Origin of the sequence: Halorubrum sp. JWXQ-INN 858, from assembly GCF_009806985.1 — an archaeon.
Taxonomy (GTDB): domain Archaea; phylum Halobacteriota; class Halobacteria; order Halobacteriales; family Haloferacaceae; genus Halorubrum.
In genome coordinates, this window is sequence record NZ_WUAX01000008.1 from 247489 (window position 1) to 270953 (window position 23465).

Consider the following 23465-nt stretch of genomic DNA (forward strand, 5'->3'; position numbering starts at 1 on the left):
CGTCATGTCTATGAATGAGATGGAGTTGTCGGAAAAGCCCGCATTACAAACTTTCCAGGATATTGGATACGAGTATAGGCCCGGTTCTGAGTTGGGGCCTAATGACGGGGATCCGGAGCGAGAGTCTTTGTCTGATGTCGTGCTGCGTGGCCGCCTCGGACGAAAACTGCGAGAGTTCAATCCAACTGTACCGGATGAAGCGATTGAGGATGCGATTTCGCAGCTGCTCGGGTACAACTCCACTCAATTATTGAAGAATAACAAGAATTTCCATGAGAATCTGGTTAACGGTGTAAAGGTTGAGTATGAGATTGACGGTGAGCCTCGGGGTGATTTTGTCGACGTCTTCAATTTTGATGAGCCGGAAGAGAACAATTTTCTAGTTTCTAATCAGTTCGTGGTCCAGACTGGGGAAGGTCCACAGAGAATACCTGATGTGGTCGTGTTTGTGAATGGTCTCCCAATCGGACTTTTGGAGATGAAGGATCCGACGAATCCGCAGGCCTCGATGGGAAATGCGTATAAGCAGGTCACTAATCGATACGTGACTGACATTCCGAACTTGTTCCATTATAATGAGCTGATCGGAATCTTAGATATGAACAATGCCTATCTTGGCTGCCTTTCTGCGGGTTGGGAGTGGTACTCTCCTTGGAGATATATTGATGAGGAGACGGACGCTACTGGTGAGTTGCCGCCTGCCGAGGTTTTGATTCGAGGTGCTTTCGATAAGAAGCGGGTCCTGGATTTAATAAAGAATTTTATTGTGTATTCTGATGATGATGGGAAGCTGAGTAAGAAGTTGGCAGCGTATCATCAGTTTTACGCGGTTAATAGTGCTGTTGAGAGCAGTAGAAGTGTTGTGCCGGATCCGGATAAGAATCGTATTGGTTTGGTCTGGCACACGCAGGGTTCGGGTAAGTCTTTGTCTATGGTTTTCTATGCGAAGAAGATCAAGCAGGAGAGTTCGATGAAGAATCCGACTCTCGTATTTTTGACTGATCGGAACGATCTTGATGATCAGTTGTACCGAGAGTTCAGGAAGCATGGTTTGGATGCTGAGTGGGCGGATAGCGACAACCGTGTTCAGCTGCGTGACCGATTAGACCGGGAAGCAGGTGGGATTATTTTTGCGACGATCCAGAAGTTCCAGACCACGGATGAGGAAGTAGAGTACCCGGAGGTCAACGACCGAGATAACGTGATTGTTGTTGCAGACGAAGCACATAGAACGCAATACAGCACTTTAGCAACGAATGTTCGTCAAGGCTTGCCGAATGCTTCTCACCTCGGATTTACTGCTACCCCGATTCAGAAGGAGGACCGGTCGACGATCAATACATTCGGAGGTTACGTCAGTCAGTATACTATCAAAGAGTCTGAAAAGGACGGCTCGACTGTCCCGATCTACTATGAGAGTCGGTTAGCCAAGCTACAGGTAAACGATCCTGAGATTGAGGATCGGTTTAACGAGTTGATGGAGTCTAAGTCGGATGACTTGAAGCAGGAGATGAAGCGGAAGTGGACTCAGCTCCGCCGTGTTATCGAGAATAGCGATGAACGGACGGAGATGATCGCGAAGGATATTGTTGAGCACTACAATAATCGTGAGCTTGAGGGTAAGGCGATGGTGGTTGCGATTAGCCGTCAGGCCGCTGTGAATCTCGCTGATAAGATCCGCGAAGTACCGGGAGCACCGGAAACCAGGGTAGTGATTTCTGGTCAAGAAGACTTTATTGATGACCCGATTTCAAACGAGGAACTAAAACGCCGGTTCAAGGACCCTGATGACCCGTTCGAGATCGCAGTTGTCTGCGACAAATGGTTGACCGGGTTTGATGCTCCGCATCTTCACACACTGTATGTCGATAAGCCGATGAAGAATCATAACCTGCTTCAGGCGATCGGCAGGGTCAACCGAGTATACAAGGACAAGCCGGGAGGTCTGGTCGTCGATTACATCGGTATCAGTGAGCGTCTGAAGGAGGCCTTAGACAAGTATACCTCTGAGATCCGGGATGATGCTATGCTGGATATTGAGGAGGCTGTCGAAGTGATGAAGGAGAAACATCAGGAGGTGGCCAATTTCTTCTCTGAGGTTGATTATAGTGATTGGCCTCATCTGGGTCAGATGGAGCGGCAACGCTTGTTGTATAAGGCGCAGAATGAGGTTTTAATCACTGAGAAGCGGGAAGAAGACTTTCGGGAGTCGATGAAAGGTCTGAAGAAGGCTCACGCATTGGTTTCTCCGAATCCGGCTGCTAGTGAGATTCGTGCTAATTTAGCGTTTTTCGAAGCAGTCCTTGGGGCGATCAATAGTATCGATAATTCAGGTAATCCTGATGAGATTGAGGATTTGGATTCTGCGATGAAGGAGTTAGTGGCTGAAGGTGTGGGGATTGAAGATTTGGTTGAGGTGACTGGTTTTGATAAGTGGGAGAAGGAGAAGCCGATTCTGAGTGATGAGTTCCTTCAGGATGTGGAGAAAGTCGAGTTTGAGAACTTGCAGGTGAAGATGCTTCGTCAGTTGCTGGAGAATGAGATCTCTACTAGGAAGAAGGGCAATTTGGCGAAGTATGAATCCTTTGAGGAGGAGTTAGAGGAGACGATTGAGAGTTACAATGAGGGCTTTTTGACCACGCAACAGGTGATCACTGAGCTTCGGGATTACGCTGATGAGATTCAGGAGACTGATGATCGGCAGGATGAGTTAGGTCTTAGTGATGAGGAGCTAGCGTTCTTTGATGCTATTTCGTCGAATACGGATAGTGAGCTTGATGAGGATAAGTTGAAGACGATTGCTCAGGAGTTGAAGCAGAATTTGAAGGATAAAGTTGAGTTAGACTGGACGAATCGCGATAAGATTCGTGCGGAGATCAAGACCGAAGTGAAGGCTGTTCTGCGAAGTAATGGTCTAAGCCTGTACAAGCACGAGGAACTTGTCGATCCGATTGTAGCCCAGGCAGAAGCATTCTATGGCGGTGCCGCAGCTTAGCTAAATACGCCATTCGAGTCGCTGCTTATTGCTGTATTCGCTCCATCATATCGGATGATAGTGTGACGATCTCACACTGGTAGTTTACAACCGTATCTAGCCCCTCGGCAAGGTAGGGTCATAGCAAACATTTGTGATAGAAACCTGTCTCGAATACTCTACTACACAATCAGAGAAATTCGACGAGTTCTATTCCTATCTTTGTAGCTCCATACAGCCGATACTGCTCACGCTCTGGAGTTAGTACCTGTACTAGTGCTGGATATTCCCCTTCGGGTCCTCCATGCTGTAGCTGCTTCAAATGATACCGCACTGTTTCGAGCTCAACTCCCCACTCGTCAGCAAAGTCGTTCGTGTTCTTCGGAGCCTCAGACAACGTAGTGAGGACATCCACGCGCCGATCAGACGCCTTCACCCAAGCAAGCAGCTCGTACTTCTCCGGATCGTCCCACTCGTACACTGGAAGCGACGGTTCGGTCATAGCATCCGCATGGGACGGTAGACGAAAAGCGGATGGGATGCCAGCCATAACTCACTCTATATCTTCGCCTAGAAGCGGCCAGAAAGCCGCCTAAAACGGGCCTGCATATTCATCTATCATGCCTACGGTATTCAGGGAAAAGCCCGTGTGAACGTTTCTAGCGTGGTAGGTGAAAAACTCCCAACGGGGGGTAGTGGTAGTGAGGTGAATATGCCTGTACAAGGGTAGTTTCTCGATAGTCTTTCGCGTAATCCATCTTTAGATCTTCGATATTCACCGATCCCCTATTACTCAGATCTAGATATTGACGATCTTCGATATAGTAACGATCTTGCTGATCAAATTCTCATATATACTGCTTCGGTCCTTTATTGCATAGTATTTTTACCGAAATATTATATAGATAGGGGGACTACTATCCCCTGTATGCCACCGAATACGGCCGACAACGATAGTAGAGAACAGGCAGAGCTGAATAATGTCGAAGTCGTCGAAGATTCGCCCAACGTGAGCAAGGAGATGGAGGCTCTCTCGACGTTTACCGAAACGGAAGGACCGTTCTCGTACAAGCTTCTCCCAGTGATCAAAGGAGGAAGCACAAACTGGCGGATCATCGTGTACATGACCGGCGTTCAGGGTCCGGTTTACGAGTCAGATCAGCGTGTCACCGATGATGCTGCAGACGAACTTGGGATGAGTCGAAAGCTTCAGGATCGGCTCAACAACGCTCTCGAACACGCCAACAACGAACTCGAGATCCCCCCCGGTCTCGGGGATCAGAAGCGGCAGAAGCGGTCGCTCCACGAGCTCGAAGTCATGATGGAGTAGAGTGATGGATAACGATCAGAGAGAGGAACTATACGAATCCCTTGAGCAGAGGGATTTTGAGGAAGTTCTAGAGCAATATCACGGCTCGACTGGGGATCCGATCCATCGCGATGTGACACAGTTCGGAGAACAGATCCTGAATCGGATCAATAATAGACGGATCGGCCAGTTTCAGGAACCACTCAACCTCTCCCCAGCGATGGTGGGTTATCTCGCTCTAATGTACGAGAGTGAAACGGGAAGCCCTCCAAAAGAGGGACTCATCAAAAATAGAACTAACTGATACAGAGATACGATACGCACAAAAGTCGGGGAAGGAACCCCCAAAGCCATGTGTTCCTTCCCGCCGTACTGGCAAAAAGGTTTGTGATCTATCACAATCTGAGTGTCAGAATCAACTCCGTTGAGAGTGAAAACCACTAACCAGACAATGACATCACGGAAGGAGCACGAGCTGCGGTACAAGCTCGGAGAAGAGACTCATAGAATCATCAAAAGGGACGTAGTCTCCCAAGTAGCCAATGCGGATTCCGTTGCAGACTTTACACGAGGAGCGATCTCTCGTCAAGCTCCCCAGTTATCGAAGCTTGTTAGAGGGGGAATGATAGCACAACGGCTTGTACTCCTGTTATCCAATATCCGGGGAATCAATGAGGAGATACCCGAAAGTACTCCAGGAGCTTCAATCAAAGACGAGCGTGTCTCAAAATCACTAACAGTCACTATTACCAATGTAGCTGCTAGGGAGTTCGGAAATCTCACTGACGAAACCACGATCTCTACTTCGGTAGCAGTTCGATGTTGTATCTTCGCGGAACTCTACGACTATGATCAGGAGGATGAACTCCTCGACGACTGGATGAGTGAAGAGATCGTTCGGACGTGGTCCGGAATTAGGGCAAACATCGCAGAGCCTCTTCGCTACTTCCATAGTATCCTTGCGAACCGATTTACTCATCAGAGAGACATAACACAATACTTCATCCAGAAAGATCCTCAACCCTTCAACCATTTTGCCGAGTCATACAAGAACGACTTCTACCAGACTGCGTGCTATACTGATCTAATCAACAATCACGGGGACCACGTTTTGACCAACGTAGAGAATACAATTGAAGAACATACCGAGTTCTCCTTCGATTCAGAGAAGAGAGGGTTTCTCTCAGAGTACGAAACGGGCTAGCCACGTATTGTACTACGACCTCGTAGTATGTAGTATGAACCCCAATATAGCAAATTTATATAATCTAACTTTATAATCTTCGATTTCCGGTGGAGGTCGACGACGGCCGCGGCGCGGTGCGGTGCGTCCCGCGGCCGTCGTCGACCGAGGCTGAGGAGGACGAGGTGCGGTGCGGTCACCGAGGTCGACTTAAAGGGAAGCGCAACGATCTCAGGATACTCTTATAAAAGAAGACCGAGCGACGCTTCCGGTCGCTTACAAGCGGAGCCGCGACGTCAGTCCCCGCTCCGCCGGACGGCGGACCGACGGCGACGGGCGCCGTTGCCGCCGCGTTTTTGTCCGTCGGCGTGGTCGGGTACGATATGACGCTCACCGTCGACCCTCCGGCCCCGCCGACGCTCGCCGCCGTGGACCCGAACGAGTACGAGGACGCGGAGGTCGTGGGCGACGCCGACTACCGCCGCGACGAGTTAGAGGCGTTCCTCCGCGAGGGCGCGTGGGAGGAGGCGTTCGAGGAGTGGGCCGCAACCAGCGACATGGACGAGACGGACTGGCGGATCGTCGAGGACCTCGAGCTCGTCTCGCGGTACGACTTCTTCTGGGACGACTTCGCCGACCGCGTCGGCTACCACGCTCCCGGCCTGCCGGAGGACTGGAAGGAGCGGGACCTCCACCCCGAGATCGACTCGTGGGGCACCGTCTCCGCGATCAACGCCGGGCTCACGGAGCTTGGACAAGTGGTCTGTGAGGTGCTCAAAGCGGAGTACATCGACTGGGAAGCGTCCTACGAGGCCCCCGACGACCTGCCGGAGTTCGACGACTGATCCCGACGAGAAGGCGAGGACGATCGGAACGACCGAGATGACCGGTACGACCGGAACGACCCTGCCGGGCCCACGCCCGTCGAAACCGCCGAAAGCCGTATTTCCCTCCCCCGCGTCCGACGGCGTATGTGTAAGTACTGCAACTGGGCCTTCGACGACGGCTGGGGGACGCTGCTGGAGTACGACGAGGTGTACCAGTCCGCCGTCGGCGACGACACCGACTCCACGCACGGCTTCCACGACGAGTGGGACGACCTCCAGGCCGAGCTGGACCTCTGAGCCGGCCCTTCGAACCGTTCCGAGCGGTTCCCGTCTCGATCCCGGGCCCGGGCCACGTGCCGGACGGGCGAGGTGGCCACGGATCCGTGCCGGACGAACGGTCGGGCCACCGCACCGTGCCGGGCGCTAGAGGGGGAAGACGTCCTCTGCACCCTCGGACGCTGCCGCCGTTTCGTCCCCGATCGGAGCGAGCAGCGCGTCCAGCTCGCGGCGGATCCCCGCCTCGTCCATGTCCTGGCCGATGAAGACGAGCCGCGTCCGCCGGTCGTCGTCGGGCCCCCACTCGCCGATCGGGCCCGCACGGACCGACGGCCCGGCCTGGCTCACGCCGATCACGTCGTCGGTCCCCGCGACGTGCGCGACGCCCTTCGCCCGGACGATCGCCCCGTCCCAGTCGCCGAGCCACGCGGCCAACGGCTCGGGGTCGAAGGGCTCGTCCGACCGGTAGACGAACGAGTCGACCCCGTGTGCGGCGGCGGCACCCTCGGGATGAGCGTGTGCGTGATCGTGGTGACCGTGCTCCTGTGCGTCGTCGTGGTCGCCTGTGCCGTCGTGATCGCCTGTGCCGTCGTGATCGCCTGTGCCGTCGTGATCGCCTGTGCCGTCGTAATCCTCTGCATCGCCGTTCGCGCCCTCGCCGGTCCCCTCGCTCGCGGCGATCGCACGCTTCCAGCCCGCGGAGCGCTTCGCGGTCTCGAAGTCGAACCGCCCCGTGTCGAGGACGTCCTCGGGGTCGACGGCGGCGTAGCTCGTCCGGACCCGATTCGCGCGCGGCCCCAGCCGCTCGGCGACCGACTCGATCCGGTCGAGGACGTCGTCGGGGACCATGTCGGTCTTGTTCAACACGAGCACGTCACAGAACTCGATCCCCTCGACGAGCACGTCCGCGAGCGGGCGGTCGGGGTCCGGCTCCGCGCCGCCCGGGAGCCGCTCGCCCGCGTCGAACTCCTTCCAGAAGCCGTAGCAGTCGAGCACGGTCACCATGGTGTCCAGCCGGAACCGCTCGGTCGGGTCGACCGCGGCGGCCTCGGTTCCCTCGGTGAACGCCCGGGCGATCGGGACCGGCTCGGAGATCCCGGACGACTCGACGAGGAGGTAGTCGAACTCCCGGGAGTCGGCGAGCGCGGCCGCCTCCGTGAGCAGATCGTCCTGTAACCGACAGCAGATACAGCCGTTCGAGAGGTCGACGATCCCCTCGTCGTCGTTCTCGCGCGCGATCAGCTCGGCGTCGACGTTCACCTCGCCCATGTCGTTGACGATGACCGCGATCCGCCGGTTGCCCGGGTTCGACAGCAGGTGGTTCACCAGCGTCGTCTTGCCCGCCCCGAGGTAGCCGCTGAGGACGGTGACGGGGATCCGCTCGTCGGTAGCCATGTGTGCGTGAGGTAGTCATGCAAACGGTATGAAACGATCGGTCGATGTGCTCGGGGGCGACGACGCCGAGAGGAAGGGCCCGTGTTAGGGTGACTCGACGGGGGTCAAGTCGGCCGCCTTCGACCGGGCCCGCGCGACGACCGTCGGCTTGGCCTCGAAGGCGACGGTGACCTGGTCGTCGGCGTACGTCTCCTCCTCGACGTAGCCGTGGTCGTGGATCCACGAGACGACGCTCATCGCGTCGTCCGACAGCGGCAACACGAGCCGCTCGCGCTCCCACGCGGGCAGCTCCGCCTCGACACGGTCCCGAAGCTCCGCGACGCCGGCCCCGCTCCGCGCGGAGACGGCGACGGGGTCGGGCGCGAGCCCCGCCAGCGCGGCGCGTTTGTCCGCCAGCTCGCCGGGGGCGAGCCGATCGACCTTGTTGAAAACGGTGACGATGGGGGCCTCGTTGCGCTCGTACAGCGTGTCGTGGCTGGTGACGAGCTTCTCGCGCATCGTCTCGACCGGCTCGCTCGCGTCGACGACCAACAGGACCAGGTCGGCGCGGTAGACGGAGTCGAGCGTCGACTGAAACGACTCGACGAGCCAGTGTGGCAGGTCCGAGACGAACCCGACGGTGTCCGTGAGCAGGACGTCGCGTTTGGCCATCTCCGCCCGGCGGGTCGTCGTCCCGAGCGTCGTGAACAGCATGTCCTGTGACTCGGCGGTCGTCGCGAGGTCCGGGTGCCGGTCGACGTTCTCGTCGACGTCGAGCTCGGCCGCGAGCCGTCGCATCAGCGTCGACTTGCCCGCGTTGGTGTAGCCCGCGAGCGCGACCAGGTCGAAGCCGGACTCGCGGCGGCGCTCGCGTCTCGACTCCTCCTTTTCGGCGATCGACGAGAGCTCGTCGCGGATCTCGGAGATCTGTCGTTTGATGTCGCGCTCGACGCTCTCGTCGTACTCGCCGAGACCCATGAAGCCGGGGCGCTCGTCCCGTTTGGCGAGGCTCGCTTTCGCCTCCGCGCGCGGGAGCTCGTACCGGAGCTCCGCCAGCTGAACCTGGAGCTGGGCCTTCCGGGTGTTCGCGCGCTGGCCGAAGATCTCGAGGATGAGCGTGAAGCGGTCGATCACTTCGACGCCATCCGGGAGTTCCCCTCCGATGTTGAACGTCTGATAGGGACCGACGTCGTTGTCGACGATCACGTAGTCGGCGTCGACGTCCACGACGAGGTCACAGAGCTCCGCGACCTTCCCCTCGCCGAACATGAACGCGGCGTCCTCCGTCCGCGTCTGTGCGAGCTCGCCGACGACCTCGTAGCCCCCCGCGGCGGCGAGCTGGGCGATCTCGGTCAGGTCGGCGTCGCCGCTGTCGACGCGCTTGGCGACGACCGCGCGGCGGCCGCGCTGGCCGACGCCAGGCGTCGAGCCGTCGTCCTCGGAGCCGCGTCCGCCGCTCCGATCCCGCCCGACGGGTGCCACGTTCCCGTCGGTCATAAGAGGAGGTTACGGGCGGCGTACGCGGCGTGGTGTGCTGTCTGCACGGTTTCGCGTTCACCTATGCTCTCGACGTATTTAAACTCGGGCTGGAAACTCAACGCGACGCGGGACGCCGGCTCGCCGTAGAACTCGCCGCCCTCGGCGACGACCGGGCCGTCGGGCACCGTCGGGAGGTTCCCGATAGCCGCCGCGGTCAGCGCCAACGTCGCGTCGAGCGTCGGCCCCTCGCGAGCGGCCGCAAAGCCCATGCCCTGGACCGAACGGATCCGCGTGGAGTCGATCCGCGCGTGGACCGCGGCCGCGACCATCAGGTAGTCGTTCCCCTCCTCGTGCCGCCCGCTGATGTCCACGCCAACGACGTCAGGGATGGGTGCGTGTCACCTCGGTTTCGGTTTCGGCGTCGACGGTCATGGGCGCGCGTACGGGACCGAACGGCTTGAACGTTCCCGGTTCACGGGACGACGGGGTTTCACGGAGACGCCGGGCACGGCAGTCGCCCGGATCCCAACCCTTAGGCCAGGACCGACGGTACCCTCTCGGACGTGACGAACCGATCGACCGTCGGCCCGCTCGCCGCCGCCCTCGCCGACCCGACGAAGCGTCGCTGGATCGCGTGGGGCGCGTTAGCGATCGTCTTCCTGCTGGTCAACCTCCACCGGCTCTCGACGGCGGTGCTGTCCGAGGAGCTGACGGCGGAGTTCACGCTCACCGCGGCCCAGCTCGGGGCGCTCCACGCGTCGTTCTTCGTCGTCTACGCGGCCGTGCAGGTGCCGACCGGGGTGCTCGTCGACCGGGTCGGTCCCCGGACGGTCGGTGCCGGCGGCGCGGTCCTGCTCAGCCTCGGCGCGGTCGGGTTCGCGCTCGGAGACGGCTACCTCCCGGCCCTCGTCGCGCGCGGGGTGATCGGGTTAGGCAGCGGCGTGATCTTCGTCGCCATCCTCCGCTTCTGTGCGAACTGGTATCGAACCGACGAGTTCGCGACGATGACCGGGCTGACCGGCGCGTTCGCCGGACTCGGGGCGATACTCGCGACGACGCCGCTCGCGGTCGCCGTCGGCCTGATCGGGTGGCGGACCGCGGTCCTCGCGCTGGCCGCGGCGGGCTTTCTCGCCGGAGTCGCGGCGTACGTCCTCGTGCGGAACTCGCCGAGCGACGCCGGGCTCGACCCGATCGCGAACGTCCCCGAGCAGCCCGCGGTGAGCCTGCGGGAGACGGGAGCACACCTGCGCGAACTGGCCCGCGACCCCGCCCAGTGGCTCCTCTCGGTCGTCTTCTTCGCAGCGAACGGCACCCTGCTCACGCTGATCGGGCTGTGGGGCGTGCCGTACCTCGTCGTCGTCTACGACCTGGAGGTGGCGACCGCCTCGACGTACACCTTGCTCGGGGCGGTCGGCATGCTGTTCGGCGGCCCGACGATCGGCTGGCTCTCTGACCGGTTCGAGACCCGCTATCTGCCGATGGCGGCCGGGATCGGTGTGTTCGGGCTCGCACACGCGATCATCGCGCTCACCGGCCGGCCGCCGCTCGCCGTCGTCGCGGCCGTGTACGCGATTTCCGGCTTCCTGATCGGGTCGGGGCTCCTCACGCTCACGGTCGTCAAGGAGCGGTACCCGGCGGGCGCGAGCGGGGTCGCGACCGCGACGGTCAACGCCGCCGGCTTCGTCGGCGCGTCGCTGCTCCCGTGGGCGATGGGACGCGCGCTCGACGCCTACCGGACCGGCGAGCGCGTCGGCGGGACGGTGGCGTACACGGAGTTCGGCTACCGGGTCGCGTTCGGCATCACGGCCACCACGCTCGGGGTCGCGTTCTGCTGTACGCTGCTGTTGTGGGCCCTGGACCGTCGTGATCGGGGATCGCGGGACGCGTAGCTCCCGGGTCGGGCCCGCACGCCTTTTAAGTGACCGCGGACCTCACGGGGGGTATGAGCAAAGCCGCCGACGACGCCCACGTCGAGCGTCGCGAGTACGATCCGGAAGCCGAGCACGCGTTCCCCGACGAGCGGCTCAACGCGGTGCTCGAACGGATCGAGTCGGACCCCGAGATCACGACGTACCTGGAGGCGCAGAACGTCAACGCCGTCGCGCGCAAGGGGTACAACGACCACGGGACGAAACACATCGAGATCGTCCGCGACCGTGCGCTCCGGCTGTACGACCTGTTGAAACACGGCAACGTCGAGTTCAACGGGGCCCGAGACCAGGGGCTCGAGGAGGCCGACGAGCCCGTGATCCTCGCGCTCGCGGCGACCCTCCACGACGTCGGCCACGTCGTCCACCGGGACGACCACTCCTACTACTCGATCCCGCTGGCCGCCGACCTGCTCGACCGGTTCCTGCCGGAGTTCTACGACGTCCCCGAGCGGGTCCGCGTGAAAGCCGAGGTGCTCCACGCGATCCTCTGTCACCACACCGAAGAACAACCGCTCACGCGGGAGGCGGGGATCATCCGCATCGCCGACGGGCTCGACATGGAGCGCGGGCGCTCGCGGGTCCCCTACGAGAAGGGCGGCCGCGGGATCAACACCATCTCCTCGCAGGCGATAGAGCGGGTCGTGCTGCGCGAGGGCGAGCAGGCACCCGCGCTCGTCGAGATCCTGATGAACAACGCCGCCGGGGTCTACCAGGTCGACTCGCTCCTCAAGGCGAAGATCGAGGGATCGCTCCTGGAGGAGGAGGTCCGGATCGTCGCCATCAACAGCAAGCAGAACGGCGAGGACTCGCTCGTCGAACGGATCGAGCTCTGAGGGGCGGACAGAAACCCGTCTTCACCCGCCGCTCGTGCCCCCGTTCATCCGCCTTCGCTCGCCGTCCGTCAGACGCACGGGCGACGGCGACGCAACGCCTATACGGCCGCCGGGAGTGTGGCCGATAAGCCAATGGCGTCACTCACCGACCATCTCACCGACCTCGTCGACGACGCCGACGCGGTCCTCCTGTTCGACCCGACTGCCTCCTTTCACGACCGGTTCGACGGGGAGGACACCGCGGTCATCGTCGTCTCGGACGAGAACGACATCGACGCGGAAACGTTCGTCGAGCTCCCGCTGCCGTTCGACAACGTGCGCGACCGGATCCGGTTCGGCATCGAGGGGTCGCTGGATCGCGACCTCGTCTCGGAGGGCGACGAGGTCGTCTGTCTCGTCTCGGTCTTCGGCGACGATCCGGCCCTCGACGCCGTCGTGCGCGTCTCCGTCGACGAGTCGATCCACACCGGGATCTACGACCTGTTCGTCAACTCCCGGGCCGACCCGAGCGTCATCCGCGACGTGTTCGAGGTCGCCATCGAGCTGGGCAAGAAGGGACAGAAGGGGAAGCCGGTCGGCGCGCTGTTCGTCGTCGGCGACGCCGGCAAGGTGATGAACAAGTCCCGGCCACTGTCGTACAACCCGTTCGAGAAGTCGCACGTCCACGTCGGCGACCCCATCGTCAACGTCATGCTCAAGGAGTTCTCGCGGCTCGACGGCGCGTTCATCATCTCCGACTCGGGGAAGATCGCCTCCGCGTACCGCTACCTCGAGCCGGCCGCCGAGGGCGTCGACATCCCGAAGGGGCTCGGGGCGCGCCACATGGCCGGCGGCGCGATCACCCGTGACACGAACGCGACGGCGATCGTGCTCTCGGAGTCGGACGGACTCGTCCGGGCGTTCAAGCGCGGCGCGCTCGTCCTCGAGATCGACCCGGAGGAGTACTGATGCCGTCCACGTCGACGTTTTACGCCGGCGTGCTTCCGCAGCCCGGCGAGACGGTTACACAGACCTCCTCGGAGTTTCTGAACGCGGTCCCCGACCGTATCTGGCTCGCGCTGTTCGTCCTCGTGGTCGGGATCGTGTTGGCGTACGTCGTCGGCGTGGTCAACCGACGGCTGTTGACCCGCGCCGGGGTGCCGGAGACGATCGAGGGGACCGCCTTCGAGCGGACGGCCCGCGAGTTCGACACGTCGACGGTCGCGATCGTCGCGAAGCTGTCGAGCTACTTCATCGTCGCCGTGGCGGTCATCGTCGCGCTCACGGTCGCCGACGTCGAGTACGTGCAGCTGTTCTGGGCGGACATCGCGACGTTCGTCCCCAAGGTGTTCGTCGCGCTGATCGTCCTCATCGTCGGCGTCGTCGTCGGCGACAAGGCCGAACTGCTCGTCGCCGAGCGCCTCCGGAGCGTGAAGCTGCCCGAGACCGGCGTCCTCCCGACCGTCGTCAAGTACAGCGTCGTCTACGTCGCCGCCCTCGTCGCGCTCGGACAGGTCGGCGTCGACACCCTCGCGCTGATCGTCCTGTTAGGCGCGTACGCGGTCGCGATCGTCGTGTTGACCGCGCTCGCGACGAAGGACCTGCTCGCGGCGGCCGCCGCGGGCGTCTTCTTACTGCTCCGGCAGCCCTACGGGATCGGCGACGAGGTGAAGGTGGCCGACCAGCGGGGGATCGTCCAGGAGGTCGACCTGTTCACGACCCACATCGAGACCGACGGCGAGGAGCACGTGCTCCCGAACCACACCGTGTTCCGTGACGGGATCGTGTTGATCCGAGAGTAGCGTCCCGAAACCGCGGCCGGCGACGCGTGCGGCCGCAACGTGACTCCAAGCGCGACCGTGACGCCGGCGTTCGGCGATGGCGTCCACGCTCGACGATGGCGTCCACGTTCGGCGATGGCGTCCACGTTCGGCGACGACCGTCGCACCGATGCATTATTGTATAATGTGCCCACATCTATGAACATGATACGGCGGTTCCTCACCGGCATCAAATCGAACCTCATCTACGTCGTCGTCGGGTCGTTGCTCGTCGGGCTCGCCGTCGGGCAGTTCGTCGACGAGGGGACGCGTGGGCTCCTCCGGGCCGCGGTCGTGCCGGTCCTCTTCGTGATGATCTACCCGATGATGATCAACATCGACCTCCGGGAAGTCGTCAACGTCCGCGCACACGCCGCCCCCGTGCTGTTGAGTCTGCTCGTGAACTTCGGGCTGACGCCGCTTCTGGCGGTCGGGCTCGCCCGGGTCTTTTTCGCCGGCAACGTCGAGTACGCGATCGGGCTGTACTTCATCGCGCTCGTGCCGACGTCGGGGATGACCGCGGCGTGGACGGGCCTCGCAAAGGGCGATCTCGAATCGGCGCTGGTGGCGATGGCCGTCAATCTCCTCGTCGCCGTGGCGGTTCTCCCCGCGTACCTCTCGGTGTTGGTCCCCGCGAGCGTCGGTTTCGACCCGAGCGCGCTCTATCGACAGCTCGCGGTGGTGATCGTCCTCCCGATGGCCGCCGGCACCCTGACGCGGTGGTGGCTCCTGCGCCGGTACGGCCCGAGCGAGTTCAAACGCCTGAAGCCCACCTTCGGCGGGCTCAGCTCGTTCGGGGTGATGCTCATCGTGTTCATCGCGATGGCGATGCGCTCGGAGAGCATCCTCGCCGACCCGCTGACCTCCGCGGTCACGATCGTTCCCCTCGCGCTGTTTTACCTCGTCGTCCTCGTCGCCGGGGCGACGCTGGGGCGGCTCCTGCTCGACACGGAGCGCGGGGTCGCGTTGGTGTACGCGACGAGCATGCGGAACCTCTCTATCGCGTTGGCGATCGTCGTCGCCTCCGAGACGATCCCCGAGACCGCGGTCCTCCCGATCGCGCTGGCGTACGTCATCCAGCCGCCGCTCGGTGCGGTCTACATGCACTACCGGCGAGACGTCGTCGGCGAGGGGCTCACGGTCCGAGAGGCGATCGCGACGCTTCGATAGGCCGTGACCGCGGTCCGCGAGCCGACCCGACCACAACCGTTAGGCCCGATCCGCCCCACCTCCGAGTAGACGTGGGGGACGCCATCGACTGGCTCCGCGACCGCCCGTACTACGAGGGGCAGATCGCGGCGCACCGACGCCTGGAGGCCCGCGAGCCCGAGTACGCCGACGTCGACCTCGAACCGCGACTCGCGAGCGCGCTCGCCGACCGCGGCGTCGACCGGCCGTATCGTCACCAGGCGGAGGCGATCGAGGCGGTTCGCGCCGGCGACGACGTGGTGATCGCCACGGCGACCGCGAGCGGGAAGTCGCTCGCGTACACCGTCCCCGCCTTCGAGGCCGCGATGGACCGCGGCGGCCGGACGCTGTACGTCGGCCCGCAGAACGCGCTGATCGCCGACCAGGAGGGGACGCTCTCCGATCTGGCACACGGGCTGGGGTTCGGGAGCCGGGTGTCGGTCGCGTCCTACACCGGACGGCTGTCGCGCGCGGAAAAACGGGACGTCCGCGACGCCCGGCCCACCGTGCTCCTGTCGAACCCCGACATGCTGCACTACGCGCTGTTGCCGCACGCCGGCCGGCTCTGGGACTGGTTCTTCTCCTCGCTGGAGTACGTCGTGATCGACGAGGTCCACGCCTACCGCGGCGTGTTCGGGACGGGCGTCGGGCTGACGCTCCGCCGGCTCGCGCGGACCTGCGAGCGGTTCGGCTCCGACCCGCAGTTCGTCTGCTGTTCGGCGACCATCGGCAACCCCGTCGACCACGCCGCGACCGTGACCGGGCGTGACCCCGACGGGATCGCGCTCGTCGACGGGGACACCTCCGGACGCGGCCCGCGGGACTGGGTCCTGTGGAACCCGCCGGAGTACGACGACGGCCGGCAGGGACGCGGGACCGGGCGCCGGAAGTCGAACCACACCGAAAGCAAGCGGCTGTTCGTCGACCTCGTCGCCTCCGGTCGCCAGACCCTGACGTTCACGCGGGCGCGACAGGCCGCCGAGCGGTACGCGACCGACAGCGCGGCCGAGCTCCGGAGCCGGGGCGAACCGGACCTCGCGTCGAGGGTGCGCGCGTACCAGGCGGCGCTCGGCGACGCGACGCGGCGCGAGATCGAGGACGGACTCCACGCCGGCGACCTCCGGGGCGTCTGGTCGACGAACGCGCTCGAGCTCGGCGTCGACGTCGGCGGGCTCGACGCCGTGGTCCTCGACGGCTACCCCGGGACGCGAATGGCCGCCCGCCAGCGGGCCGGGCGCGCCGGCCGGGGCGACGACCCAGCGCTCGTCGTGTTGGTCGGCGGCGAGGACGGGCTCGACCAGTACCTGCTGTCACACCCCGAGGACTTCTTCGACGCCCCGCCCGAGGACGCGGTCTGTGACCCCGAGAACGACCACCTGCTCCCCCGGCACGTCGTCTGCGCGGCCGACGAGCGCTGGCTCTCGCCTGACGACGACCGCTTCTTCGGCGGGACGTTCCCGGGCGTCGTCGCGGACCTCACCGACGCCGGCGTGTTGAAGCGGCGACGAACGGACGAGGGGACCCGCTGGACGTTCGCCGGATCGTCGAGCCCGCAACAGGACACGAACCTGCGGACCGTCGGCGACCGCGAAGTCGACCTGATCGACCGGCGCGGGAACGATACGATCGCGTCGCTCGGGTTCGCCGACGCGCTCCGCGACGCCCACCCCGGGGCGATCTACCACCAGCAGGGACGCACCTACGAGGTCGTCTCGCTCGACCTGGACCGCGACGTCGCCGAGCTCCAGCCGTCGTGGGCGGACTACTACACCCGGGTGCGCTCCGAGACGGATATCGTCGTCAACGAGGACCTCGCCGAGCGGACGCTCGCGGCCCGCCCGGACGTTCCGGTCCGGTTCGCGGACGTTACCGTCACGGAGCGGATCACGGGTTTCGACAGGAAGGACGCCGCAAGCGGCGAGTCGCTCGGCCAGTCGATCCTCGATCTCCCGGAGACGACGCTTCGGACACGGGCGCTCTACTTCCCGGTCCCCGGAGACGTCGAGGCGGAGATGCGCGAGACGGGCGGCGAGTACGGCTTCAACGGCGGGATCCACGCGGCCGAACACGGGATCATCTCGCTGTTCCCGTTCCATCTGCTGTGTGACCGCGCCGACGTCGGCGGGCTCTCGACGCCGCACCACCCGCACACCGACGGGCCGGCCGTGTTCGTCTACGACGGCTACCCCGGCGGCGTCGGGCTCACGCGACGAGGACACGAGCGGATCGAGGAGCTGTTCGCGCGGACCGCGCGGTTGATCGACGGCTGCGGCTGTACGGACGGCTGTCCGGCCTGCGTCCAGTCGCCCCACTGCGGCAACGCCAACGAGCCGCTGGCGACGGCGACGGCGGTTCACCTGTTGGAGGCGCTCACGCCCGGCGACGTCCGAGACGCCTTCTCGGAACCCTGAGCCGTCGCGTGGTCCGTTCGAGGTTCGCCGCCCGGTTTCGGACACCCGTCTCCCCGGCGGAACGCCCTTGTCGCCCGCCTCCCAACGAGCGGTATGTCCGTATCCGTTCCCGAAACCTCCCGTGTGTACACCCTCGCACAACGACCGACCGGGACGCCGACGAGCGACGACTTCGAGCTGGAAACGCGCCAGACGCCCGATCCGGACGCCGGATCGGTCCTGGTCCGGACCCTGTACCTCTCGGTCGACCCGTACATGCGCGGGCGCATGCGCGCCGGCGAGTCGTACGCCGAGCCGTGGGACGTCGGCGCTCCCCTGGAGGGCGGTGTCGTCGGCGAGGTCGTCGCGAGCAACGGCGGCGGCTTCGAGCCCGGCGATGTCGTCACCGGCAACCTTCAGTGGGCGGAGTACGCCACGGCGGCCGGCTCCGACCTCACCCGGGTCGACCCGGACCGAGCGCCGCTTTCAGCGTCCCTCGGCGTGCTCGGCATGCCGGGCACCACCGCCTACTTCGGCGTGAACGAGGTCGCACGGCCGCGGGCGGGCGAGACGTTCGTCGTGACGGGCGCCGCCGGCGCCGTCGGGTCGGTCGCCGGCCAGATCGCGGCGCTCAACGGCGCCCGCGTGGTCGGGTTTACGGGCACCGACGAGAAGGCGGCGTACCTCGAGGACGAACTCGGGTTCGACGCCGCGGTCAACTACGCAACCACCGAAGACTACGCCGCCGCGCTCGACGAGGCCGCACCGGACGGCGTCGACGCGTACTTCGACAACGTGGGCGGCGAGATCACGGACGCGGTCTTCTCGAGGCTCAACGTCGACGCGCGCGTCGCCGTCTGTGGACAGATCGCGCTGTACAACGCCACGGAGACGCCGACCGGACCTCGAAAGCTCGGCACGCTCATCGAGAAGCGCGCGACCGTGGAGGGGTTCCTCGTCAGCGACTTCGCCCCCCGTTTCGAGCGCGCGACCCGCCAGATCGGCGAGTGGATCGCCGCCGGCGACGTCCAATACCGGGAGACTGTCACCGAGGGCCTCGAAAACGCGCCGGAGGCGTTCATCGGGCTGTTCGAGGGCGACAACATCGGCAAGCAGGTCGTGAAGGTCGCCGATCCCGACTTATAAATCGAGGACAATGACGGTCGGGAGACGCGTCAGTCGCCGCGCCGCCAGACGATCGCGTCGGCGGTTTCGAGCGTCACCGGGTCGGCGGCGGCGACGGCGTCGCCGACGGCGGCGTCGACCGCGGGCGGCGCGAGCGCGACCGTCCAGCCGTCGGGGCCGGGGAGGTCGTCGTCGACCGTGACGTGGTCGTCGGCCGCGGCGTCGTCATCGACCGTGGCGTTGGCGGCGTCCACGGCCTCGGCGGCGTCCGCGAGAACTCCCGCGACGTCGACGTCGACGGGCGTCCCCTCGACGTTGCAGGCGACGAGGAGGTCCTCGTCGCCGTCGGGAGCCCGCCGGAGCGCGTAGTAGAGGACGGTCCCCTCGGTCGGGTGACGGTAGCCGAACGCCTCGCCCGCGGCGGGGTCGACGTCGTCGCGGAGCCACGGCCGGTCCTGTCGGAACTCCCTGACCGCGCGGTCGAAGGCGGTCCGCGCGTCGTCCTGCGCGTCGAGCCAACGGTCGAGGACGAAGTAGTCGCTCACGTCGGCGCTCCACGCGAACGAGAAGCGCTGGAGGTCGTCGGCGTCGAGGTCGTCGCCCATCGGCGTCCCCTGCACGGAGAGCAGCTCGGCCATCAGGTCGACGTCGTAGCCGGTCGCGTCGACGAGCGAGGCGAGCGTCCGGGCGAACCCCTTCAGCTCCTCGCGCGTCTCGAACCCGAGCGCGGACAGCCGCGGGAACGCCTCCGCGGTGAACCCGCCCTCGGGGACGTGCCAGTCGATCCACGGCGCTTCCTCGGCAACGACCTTCACGTTCCAGACGGGGTCGGTGTCGCGGACGAACCCCCACGGCGCGCGGTGGTTCGCGTGGAGGAAGTCCATCGGGACGCCCGGCATCGCGACGTGGAACCACACCAGCGCCGCCGCGCTGTCGTACGCCTCCCGGATCGTCTCCGGCGGCGACTCGGCCAGATAGGGGTTTATCAGGGCCCCGCTCCAGTCGTCGCTGACCTCGACCTGTGACCCGCGCCGGACCGTGTCGTGGTTGGCGACGCCGGTGATCCACTGGCTCCCGAACTCGCCGACCTCCTGCATCCGCCACCACTTCGTCGCCCAGAACGTGAGCAGCGCCGGCTTGTTGTGCGCGAACGTGACCGGCGACCACTGGAACGCGTGGGGGTGTTGGTCGATCAGCGTCCGGTACGTCGACGCCAGCTCCCAGTCCTCGCGCGGCCACGGCCGGCCGTCCTCGTAGATCATCCACGGCCGGTACTCAGTCCCCGCGACCGTCTGGGTGACGGCGTCCATCTCCGCGAGGAAGGCGTCGTCGTGGAGGTTCTCGCCCGTTTCCGAGTCGTGATACGTGAAGTCCTGTGCGCCGTCGACGCGGATCCCGTCCGCGCCGAACGCCATCTTCCGGCGCTGCAGCTCCAGCAGGACCGCGCGCACGACGGGCTGCCGGTAGTCCAGGTGAAGCCCGTACATCCCCGGCCCCTCGAAGAACGGCGACGGGAGGAGCCCGTCGGCCGCGTCGTCGGCGTGCCCGAGCGCCACGTCGAAGACGACGCGGACGGGGTCGGGCATGCCGTGACACGCGGCGATGAACTCGACGAGCTCGTCCGGACGACCCGTCTCCAGGATCGCCGGGTTCGCCGCCGAGAAGGCGCTCACGACGACGTCGTATCCCCAGTTCGTCTGGTCGGGCCGCGTCACGCCGACGGCGACGGTTTCGGAGCCGCGCTCGCGGTCGAACGCGTCGGCGGCCGCCGGCTCCGTCCCCTCGACCCCGCCCGGCCGCCAGTACCACTGTCGGCCGTACGCCTGCGTGAGCGGCTCGACCGGCATGAGCTGTACCGCGTCGTAGCCGGCGTAGTTGCGCTCGTGGGGGGCGAGCGGCTGGTCGGTCCGGAGCTTCTCGCCGATCGTCCGGAACCGCTCGGCCAGCGCCGCGAGCGATCCCTCCTCGGTCGACGTTCCCGGGTGGATCTCCAGCATGCTCGTCGCGGGGTCGACCCGCGGGAGCCCGTCGTCGGGCGTCGTCGGCAGCGCCTCGTCGGCCCCGCCGAACGAGCGGAAGTGGTCGCGGTCCTCGCGGGTCGCGTCGAGTCGCGGCCAGTCGTACGCCTCCGCGGGCGCGAACGCGCCGAAGGGGACGGAGTACGCGAGCGGGTCGCGAACCGTCTCCCAGCCGTCCGCCCCGCGGTACGTCAGCTGGTAGAGCGTCCCGAGCCGATCGGCGGTTCCGACGTCGACGTTTTCGGCGGCGACCCAGTGGAACTCGCCGTCGCGCTCGACCGGGAGCCGGTCGACGCGGAACCGGACCTCGCGGAGGTCCTCCCGGCCGGGGTCGACGCCGTCGACGGGGGTGAAGAGCTCCAGTGCGACGTCGTCGACCGGGACGCCGTCGGCGACCACGTCCGGCGTCCAGAAGCCGAACGCGACCCCCTCGGGCGGGTCGGTCGCGGGGTCGGCGCCGTCCGGCCGGATCGGGTGCGCGCCGAGGCGGTCGGCGATCGACGTGGCGGCCTCGAACTCGTCCGCGGCGGCCGCACGGTCGGCCCGGGCACGCTCGACGAGCTCGGCCGTGTGGTCCGCCAGCCGCGTCGGGGGAGGTGTTTCGGACACGGTCACACCTCCAGCGGAACCACCGCCACGTCGTCGACGACGATGCGATCGGCCCCCGAGCGATCGGTCACGACACATTCCTCGCCGGTGACGGCGTTCCGGTCGCCGTGCGGGGCGTCGACCGCGACCGCGGCCTCGCCCGGCGCGAAGTTGAGGACGACGACGAACCCCGTCGCGTCGTCGCCGCGGCGGAACGCGACGACGTCGTCCGGGTGGGCCCGCTCGCCGTCCGCCTCGATCGGGCGCTCGGACGGGGCGACGCCGTCGACGCCGTCGACGCCACCGACGCGGTAGTCGACGCGACGGAGGTCGCCCGCGGGGCCGAGCGCCTCGTGGTGCTCGGCGTGGGTCGCGAGGAGGCGCTCGTACCGCTCCCGCACCTCCGTTCGCGCGTGGTCCCACGCGATCACGTCGCGCCGGCCGCGTTGCCCGATCTCCTGGCCGGCGTACACCATCGGGACGCCCGGGAGCGTGACGGTCGCGGCCCCCGCGGCGGCCGCCGCCGCGTCCCCGCATTCGACGCGATACCGCGTCTCGTCGTGGTTCTCGATGTACTGAAGGAAGCCCGCGTGGTCGGGGAACCCGACCGCGGTACGCTCCTCGATCGCGTCGAGCACGGACGACGCGGGCGCGGCCCCGCGTCCGATCTGTCGGAGCTGGAAGTAGAGCGTGGCGTCGAAGTGGACGTCGAACATCCCCTCGTGGAAGTCGGCGATGTACGGGATCGTCTCGTCCATCAGCAGGAACTCCGGATCGATCGCCTTCACCCGGTCGCGGAGCTCCCGCCAGAAGGAGTCGGGGACCGCCCACGCCATGTCACAGCGGAAGCCGTCGACGAGCGGGGCCCACTCGTCAACGACGTCGAGCAGGAACCGGCGGACGTGGAGGTTCTCGTGGTTCAGGTTCGCGATCAGCTCCCACTCGAAGTACGTCCCCGGCTCGCCGGACGCCTGCCACTCGTAGCGGTCGCGGTACGGGGAGTCCGGGTTCCCGTACGCGTCCTCGAACCACTCGTGATCGCGGGCCGTGTGGTTCGCGACGAAGTCGAACAGCACGCGCATGCCGTTGTCGTGGGCGGTCTCGACGAGCGCCTCGTAGTCGTCGCGGCCCCCGAGGTCGGCCGCGACGTCGAAGAAGTCCGTGATGTTGTAGCCGTGGGGCATGCCGTCGTGACCGAGCACTGGCGTGAGCCACAGCGTGTCGACGCCGAGGTCGGCGAGGTCGGGGAGCCGATCGGCGATCGCGTCGAACGTCTCGCCCGGATCCTCCCCGTCCGCGAAGGTACGGACGTACACCTCGTAAACGCGGGCGTCGGCGGTCCAGTCGGGTGGATCGTTGAGCCGGACCGTCCGGAAGCGCTCCGCGTCGGCCGGCCGTGACACCGATTCGGCCGACGGTGACACCGGTTCGGCCGGGGCGGAAGACGGGTTTCCGGCCGCGTCGAGCCGCTCGACCGCGACCGCGTCGGCGACGCTGAATCGGAGCTCTTGGTCGGGTTCGCGTGCGACCGCGACCGCGTGAACGCGGAGGCGGTCGGGGACCGCGTCGGTGGGTACGGTGAGCGTCGCCCCCGTCGCCGTTCGGCTCGTGTCGAGAGCGTCCCGCGGGTTCGTCCGCCCCTCCGCGACCGCGGCGGCGACGTCGCGGTCGTCGACGACGAACGTCACCTCGAGGTCCGACGCGTCGAGCGCGGACTCCGGGTTGGAAGCCACGGTCGCGCGCACGTCGACCGCGCCGTCCTCGACCGTCGCGTCCAGGCGGATCCGCGGCGGGCCGACCCCTTCGTCCGAGCGCGCCGCCGCGTAGTCGAGGCCGGCGTGCTCCGCGTCGCGGTCGCGGATCGCCGTGCCGCTGCCACCTTCGACGTCGACGCCGGCGTACGAGGCGGCGAACGCTCGGATCGTGAGTCGGTGGTCGCCGTCGGGGGCCGACAGGCCGAGCGCGAACCGACCCGGGACGTCCGGCGTGAACTCCGTCACCGGGGCGTCGCCGACGGTCGCCTCGCTACCCGGCGGCGCGTCCACGACGCGCCACTCGTAGCTGGCCCCCGGGTCCGGGTCGCGGGGAGCGAGCTGTGTCGTCTCGCCGGTCGCCACGAACCGCGGTGGTCCTGGGTGATGCATGTCCCTATCCTCAGCCGGAGGGGTCTT

Annotated in this window: 20 protein-coding genes; 14 read left to right on the forward strand and 6 right to left on the reverse strand. The window is 65.2% G+C overall.

Annotated features, from left to right (window positions below; translation table 11 throughout):
* Positions 1–10 precede the first annotated feature (10 nt).
* Positions 11–2995, forward strand: a complete 2985-nt coding sequence (locus GRS48_RS06570; protein ID WP_235028009.1) for a type I restriction endonuclease subunit R — start codon at positions 11–13, stop codon at positions 2993–2995.
* A 169-nt stretch (positions 2996–3164) separates the two neighbouring features.
* Here the strand turns inward: GRS48_RS06570 and GRS48_RS06575 are convergent, their stop codons facing one another.
* Entirely contained in the window at positions 3165–3476 is a 312-nt protein-coding gene (locus GRS48_RS06575; RefSeq protein WP_159484764.1) for a hypothetical protein, read from the reverse strand.
* Between the two features lie 426 nt (positions 3477–3902).
* On the opposite strand from GRS48_RS06575, the gene GRS48_RS06580 reads away from it, so the two are divergent.
* The 6 genes from GRS48_RS06580 to GRS48_RS15045 all read left to right on the forward strand — a co-directional run bounded on the left by GRS48_RS06580 (position 3903) and on the right by GRS48_RS15045 (position 6590).
* Complete coding sequence (locus GRS48_RS06580) at positions 3903–4304, forward strand: hypothetical protein (protein ID WP_159484766.1); 402 nt, start codon at positions 3903–3905, stop codon at positions 4302–4304.
* A gap of 4 nt (positions 4305–4308) precedes the next feature.
* Complete coding sequence (locus GRS48_RS06585; RefSeq protein WP_159484768.1) at positions 4309–4587, forward strand: hypothetical protein; 279 nt, start codon at positions 4309–4311, stop codon at positions 4585–4587.
* A gap of 147 nt (positions 4588–4734) precedes the next feature.
* Entirely contained in the window at positions 4735–5487 is a 753-nt protein-coding gene (locus tag GRS48_RS06590) for a hypothetical protein (RefSeq protein ID WP_159484770.1), read from the forward strand.
* Between the two features lie 89 nt (positions 5488–5576).
* Entirely contained in the window at positions 5577–5714 is a 138-nt protein-coding gene (locus GRS48_RS06595; protein ID WP_159484772.1) for a hypothetical protein, read from the forward strand.
* 135 nt (positions 5715–5849) lie between these two features.
* A complete protein-coding gene (locus GRS48_RS06600) occupies positions 5850–6311 on the forward strand; it encodes a hypothetical protein (RefSeq protein WP_159484774.1) in 462 nt (153 codons plus the stop codon).
* A 126-nt stretch (positions 6312–6437) separates the two neighbouring features.
* A complete protein-coding gene (locus tag GRS48_RS15045) occupies positions 6438–6590 on the forward strand; it encodes a hypothetical protein (RefSeq protein WP_200840214.1) in 153 nt (50 codons plus the stop codon).
* Between the two features lie 126 nt (positions 6591–6716).
* Here the strand turns inward: GRS48_RS15045 and GRS48_RS06605 are convergent, their stop codons facing one another.
* The 3 genes from GRS48_RS06605 to GRS48_RS06615 form a co-directional block, all read right to left on the reverse strand.
* Complete coding sequence (locus GRS48_RS06605; RefSeq protein WP_159484776.1) at positions 6717–7964, reverse strand: GTP-binding protein; 1248 nt, start codon at positions 7962–7964, stop codon at positions 6717–6719.
* An 84-nt stretch (positions 7965–8048) separates the two neighbouring features.
* On the reverse strand, positions 8049–9440 hold the full coding sequence (gene hflX / locus GRS48_RS06610) for a GTPase HflX (protein WP_235028010.1): 1392 nt from the start codon (positions 9438–9440) through the stop codon (positions 8049–8051).
* Positions 9437–9793: a DUF2209 family protein gene (locus GRS48_RS06615; protein ID WP_321168325.1), complete on the reverse strand. Its 357-nt coding sequence runs from the start codon at positions 9791–9793 to the stop codon at positions 9437–9439. Before GRS48_RS06615 ends, hflX begins: the two co-directional genes overlap by 4 nt.
* 192 nt (positions 9794–9985) lie before the next feature.
* Between GRS48_RS06615 and GRS48_RS06620 the strand changes: the two genes are divergently transcribed.
* The 7 genes from GRS48_RS06620 to GRS48_RS06650 all read left to right on the forward strand — a co-directional run bounded on the left by GRS48_RS06620 (position 9986) and on the right by GRS48_RS06650 (position 18709).
* Positions 9986–11311 carry an MFS transporter gene (locus GRS48_RS06620; protein ID WP_321168326.1) on the forward strand — a complete coding sequence of 442 codons (1326 nt, stop codon included), beginning with the start codon at positions 9986–9988 and terminating at the stop codon, positions 11309–11311.
* A 53-nt stretch (positions 11312–11364) separates the two neighbouring features.
* Complete coding sequence (locus GRS48_RS06625; protein ID WP_159484778.1) at positions 11365–12186, forward strand: HD domain-containing protein; 822 nt, start codon at positions 11365–11367, stop codon at positions 12184–12186.
* A gap of 132 nt (positions 12187–12318) precedes the next feature.
* Positions 12319–13134, forward strand: coding sequence for a diadenylate cyclase DacZ (gene dacZ / locus GRS48_RS06630; protein ID WP_159484780.1), 816 nt, complete (start codon positions 12319–12321; stop codon positions 13132–13134).
* Positions 13134–13967, forward strand: a complete 834-nt coding sequence (locus GRS48_RS06635) for a mechanosensitive ion channel family protein (protein ID WP_159484782.1) — start codon at positions 13134–13136, stop codon at positions 13965–13967. The genes dacZ and GRS48_RS06635 overlap by 1 nt, the downstream gene beginning before the upstream one ends.
* Before the next feature lie 183 nt (positions 13968–14150).
* Entirely contained in the window at positions 14151–15155 is a 1005-nt protein-coding gene (locus GRS48_RS06640; RefSeq protein WP_159484784.1) for an arsenic resistance protein, read from the forward strand.
* A gap of 71 nt (positions 15156–15226) precedes the next feature.
* Positions 15227–17584, forward strand: a complete 2358-nt coding sequence (locus tag GRS48_RS06645; RefSeq protein ID WP_321168327.1) for a DEAD/DEAH box helicase — start codon at positions 15227–15229, stop codon at positions 17582–17584.
* Positions 17585–17677: 93 nt separating this feature from the next.
* The gene (locus GRS48_RS06650; RefSeq protein ID WP_159484786.1) at positions 17678–18709 is read left to right on the forward strand and encodes an NADP-dependent oxidoreductase; all 1032 of its coding nucleotides are present in this window, start codon (positions 17678–17680) and stop codon (positions 18707–18709) included.
* Positions 18710–18738: 29 nt separating this feature from the next.
* On the opposite strand, the gene gghA is transcribed toward GRS48_RS06650, so the two are convergent.
* On the reverse strand, positions 18739–21315 hold the full coding sequence (gene gghA, locus GRS48_RS06655; RefSeq protein ID WP_394351192.1) for a glucosylglycerol hydrolase: 2577 nt from the start codon (positions 21313–21315) through the stop codon (positions 18739–18741).
* A 2-nt stretch (positions 21316–21317) separates the two neighbouring features.
* Positions 21318–23438, reverse strand: coding sequence for an alpha-amylase MalA (gene malA, locus GRS48_RS06660; protein ID WP_159484790.1), 2121 nt, complete (start codon positions 23436–23438; stop codon positions 21318–21320).
* Positions 23439–23465 lie beyond the last annotated feature (27 nt).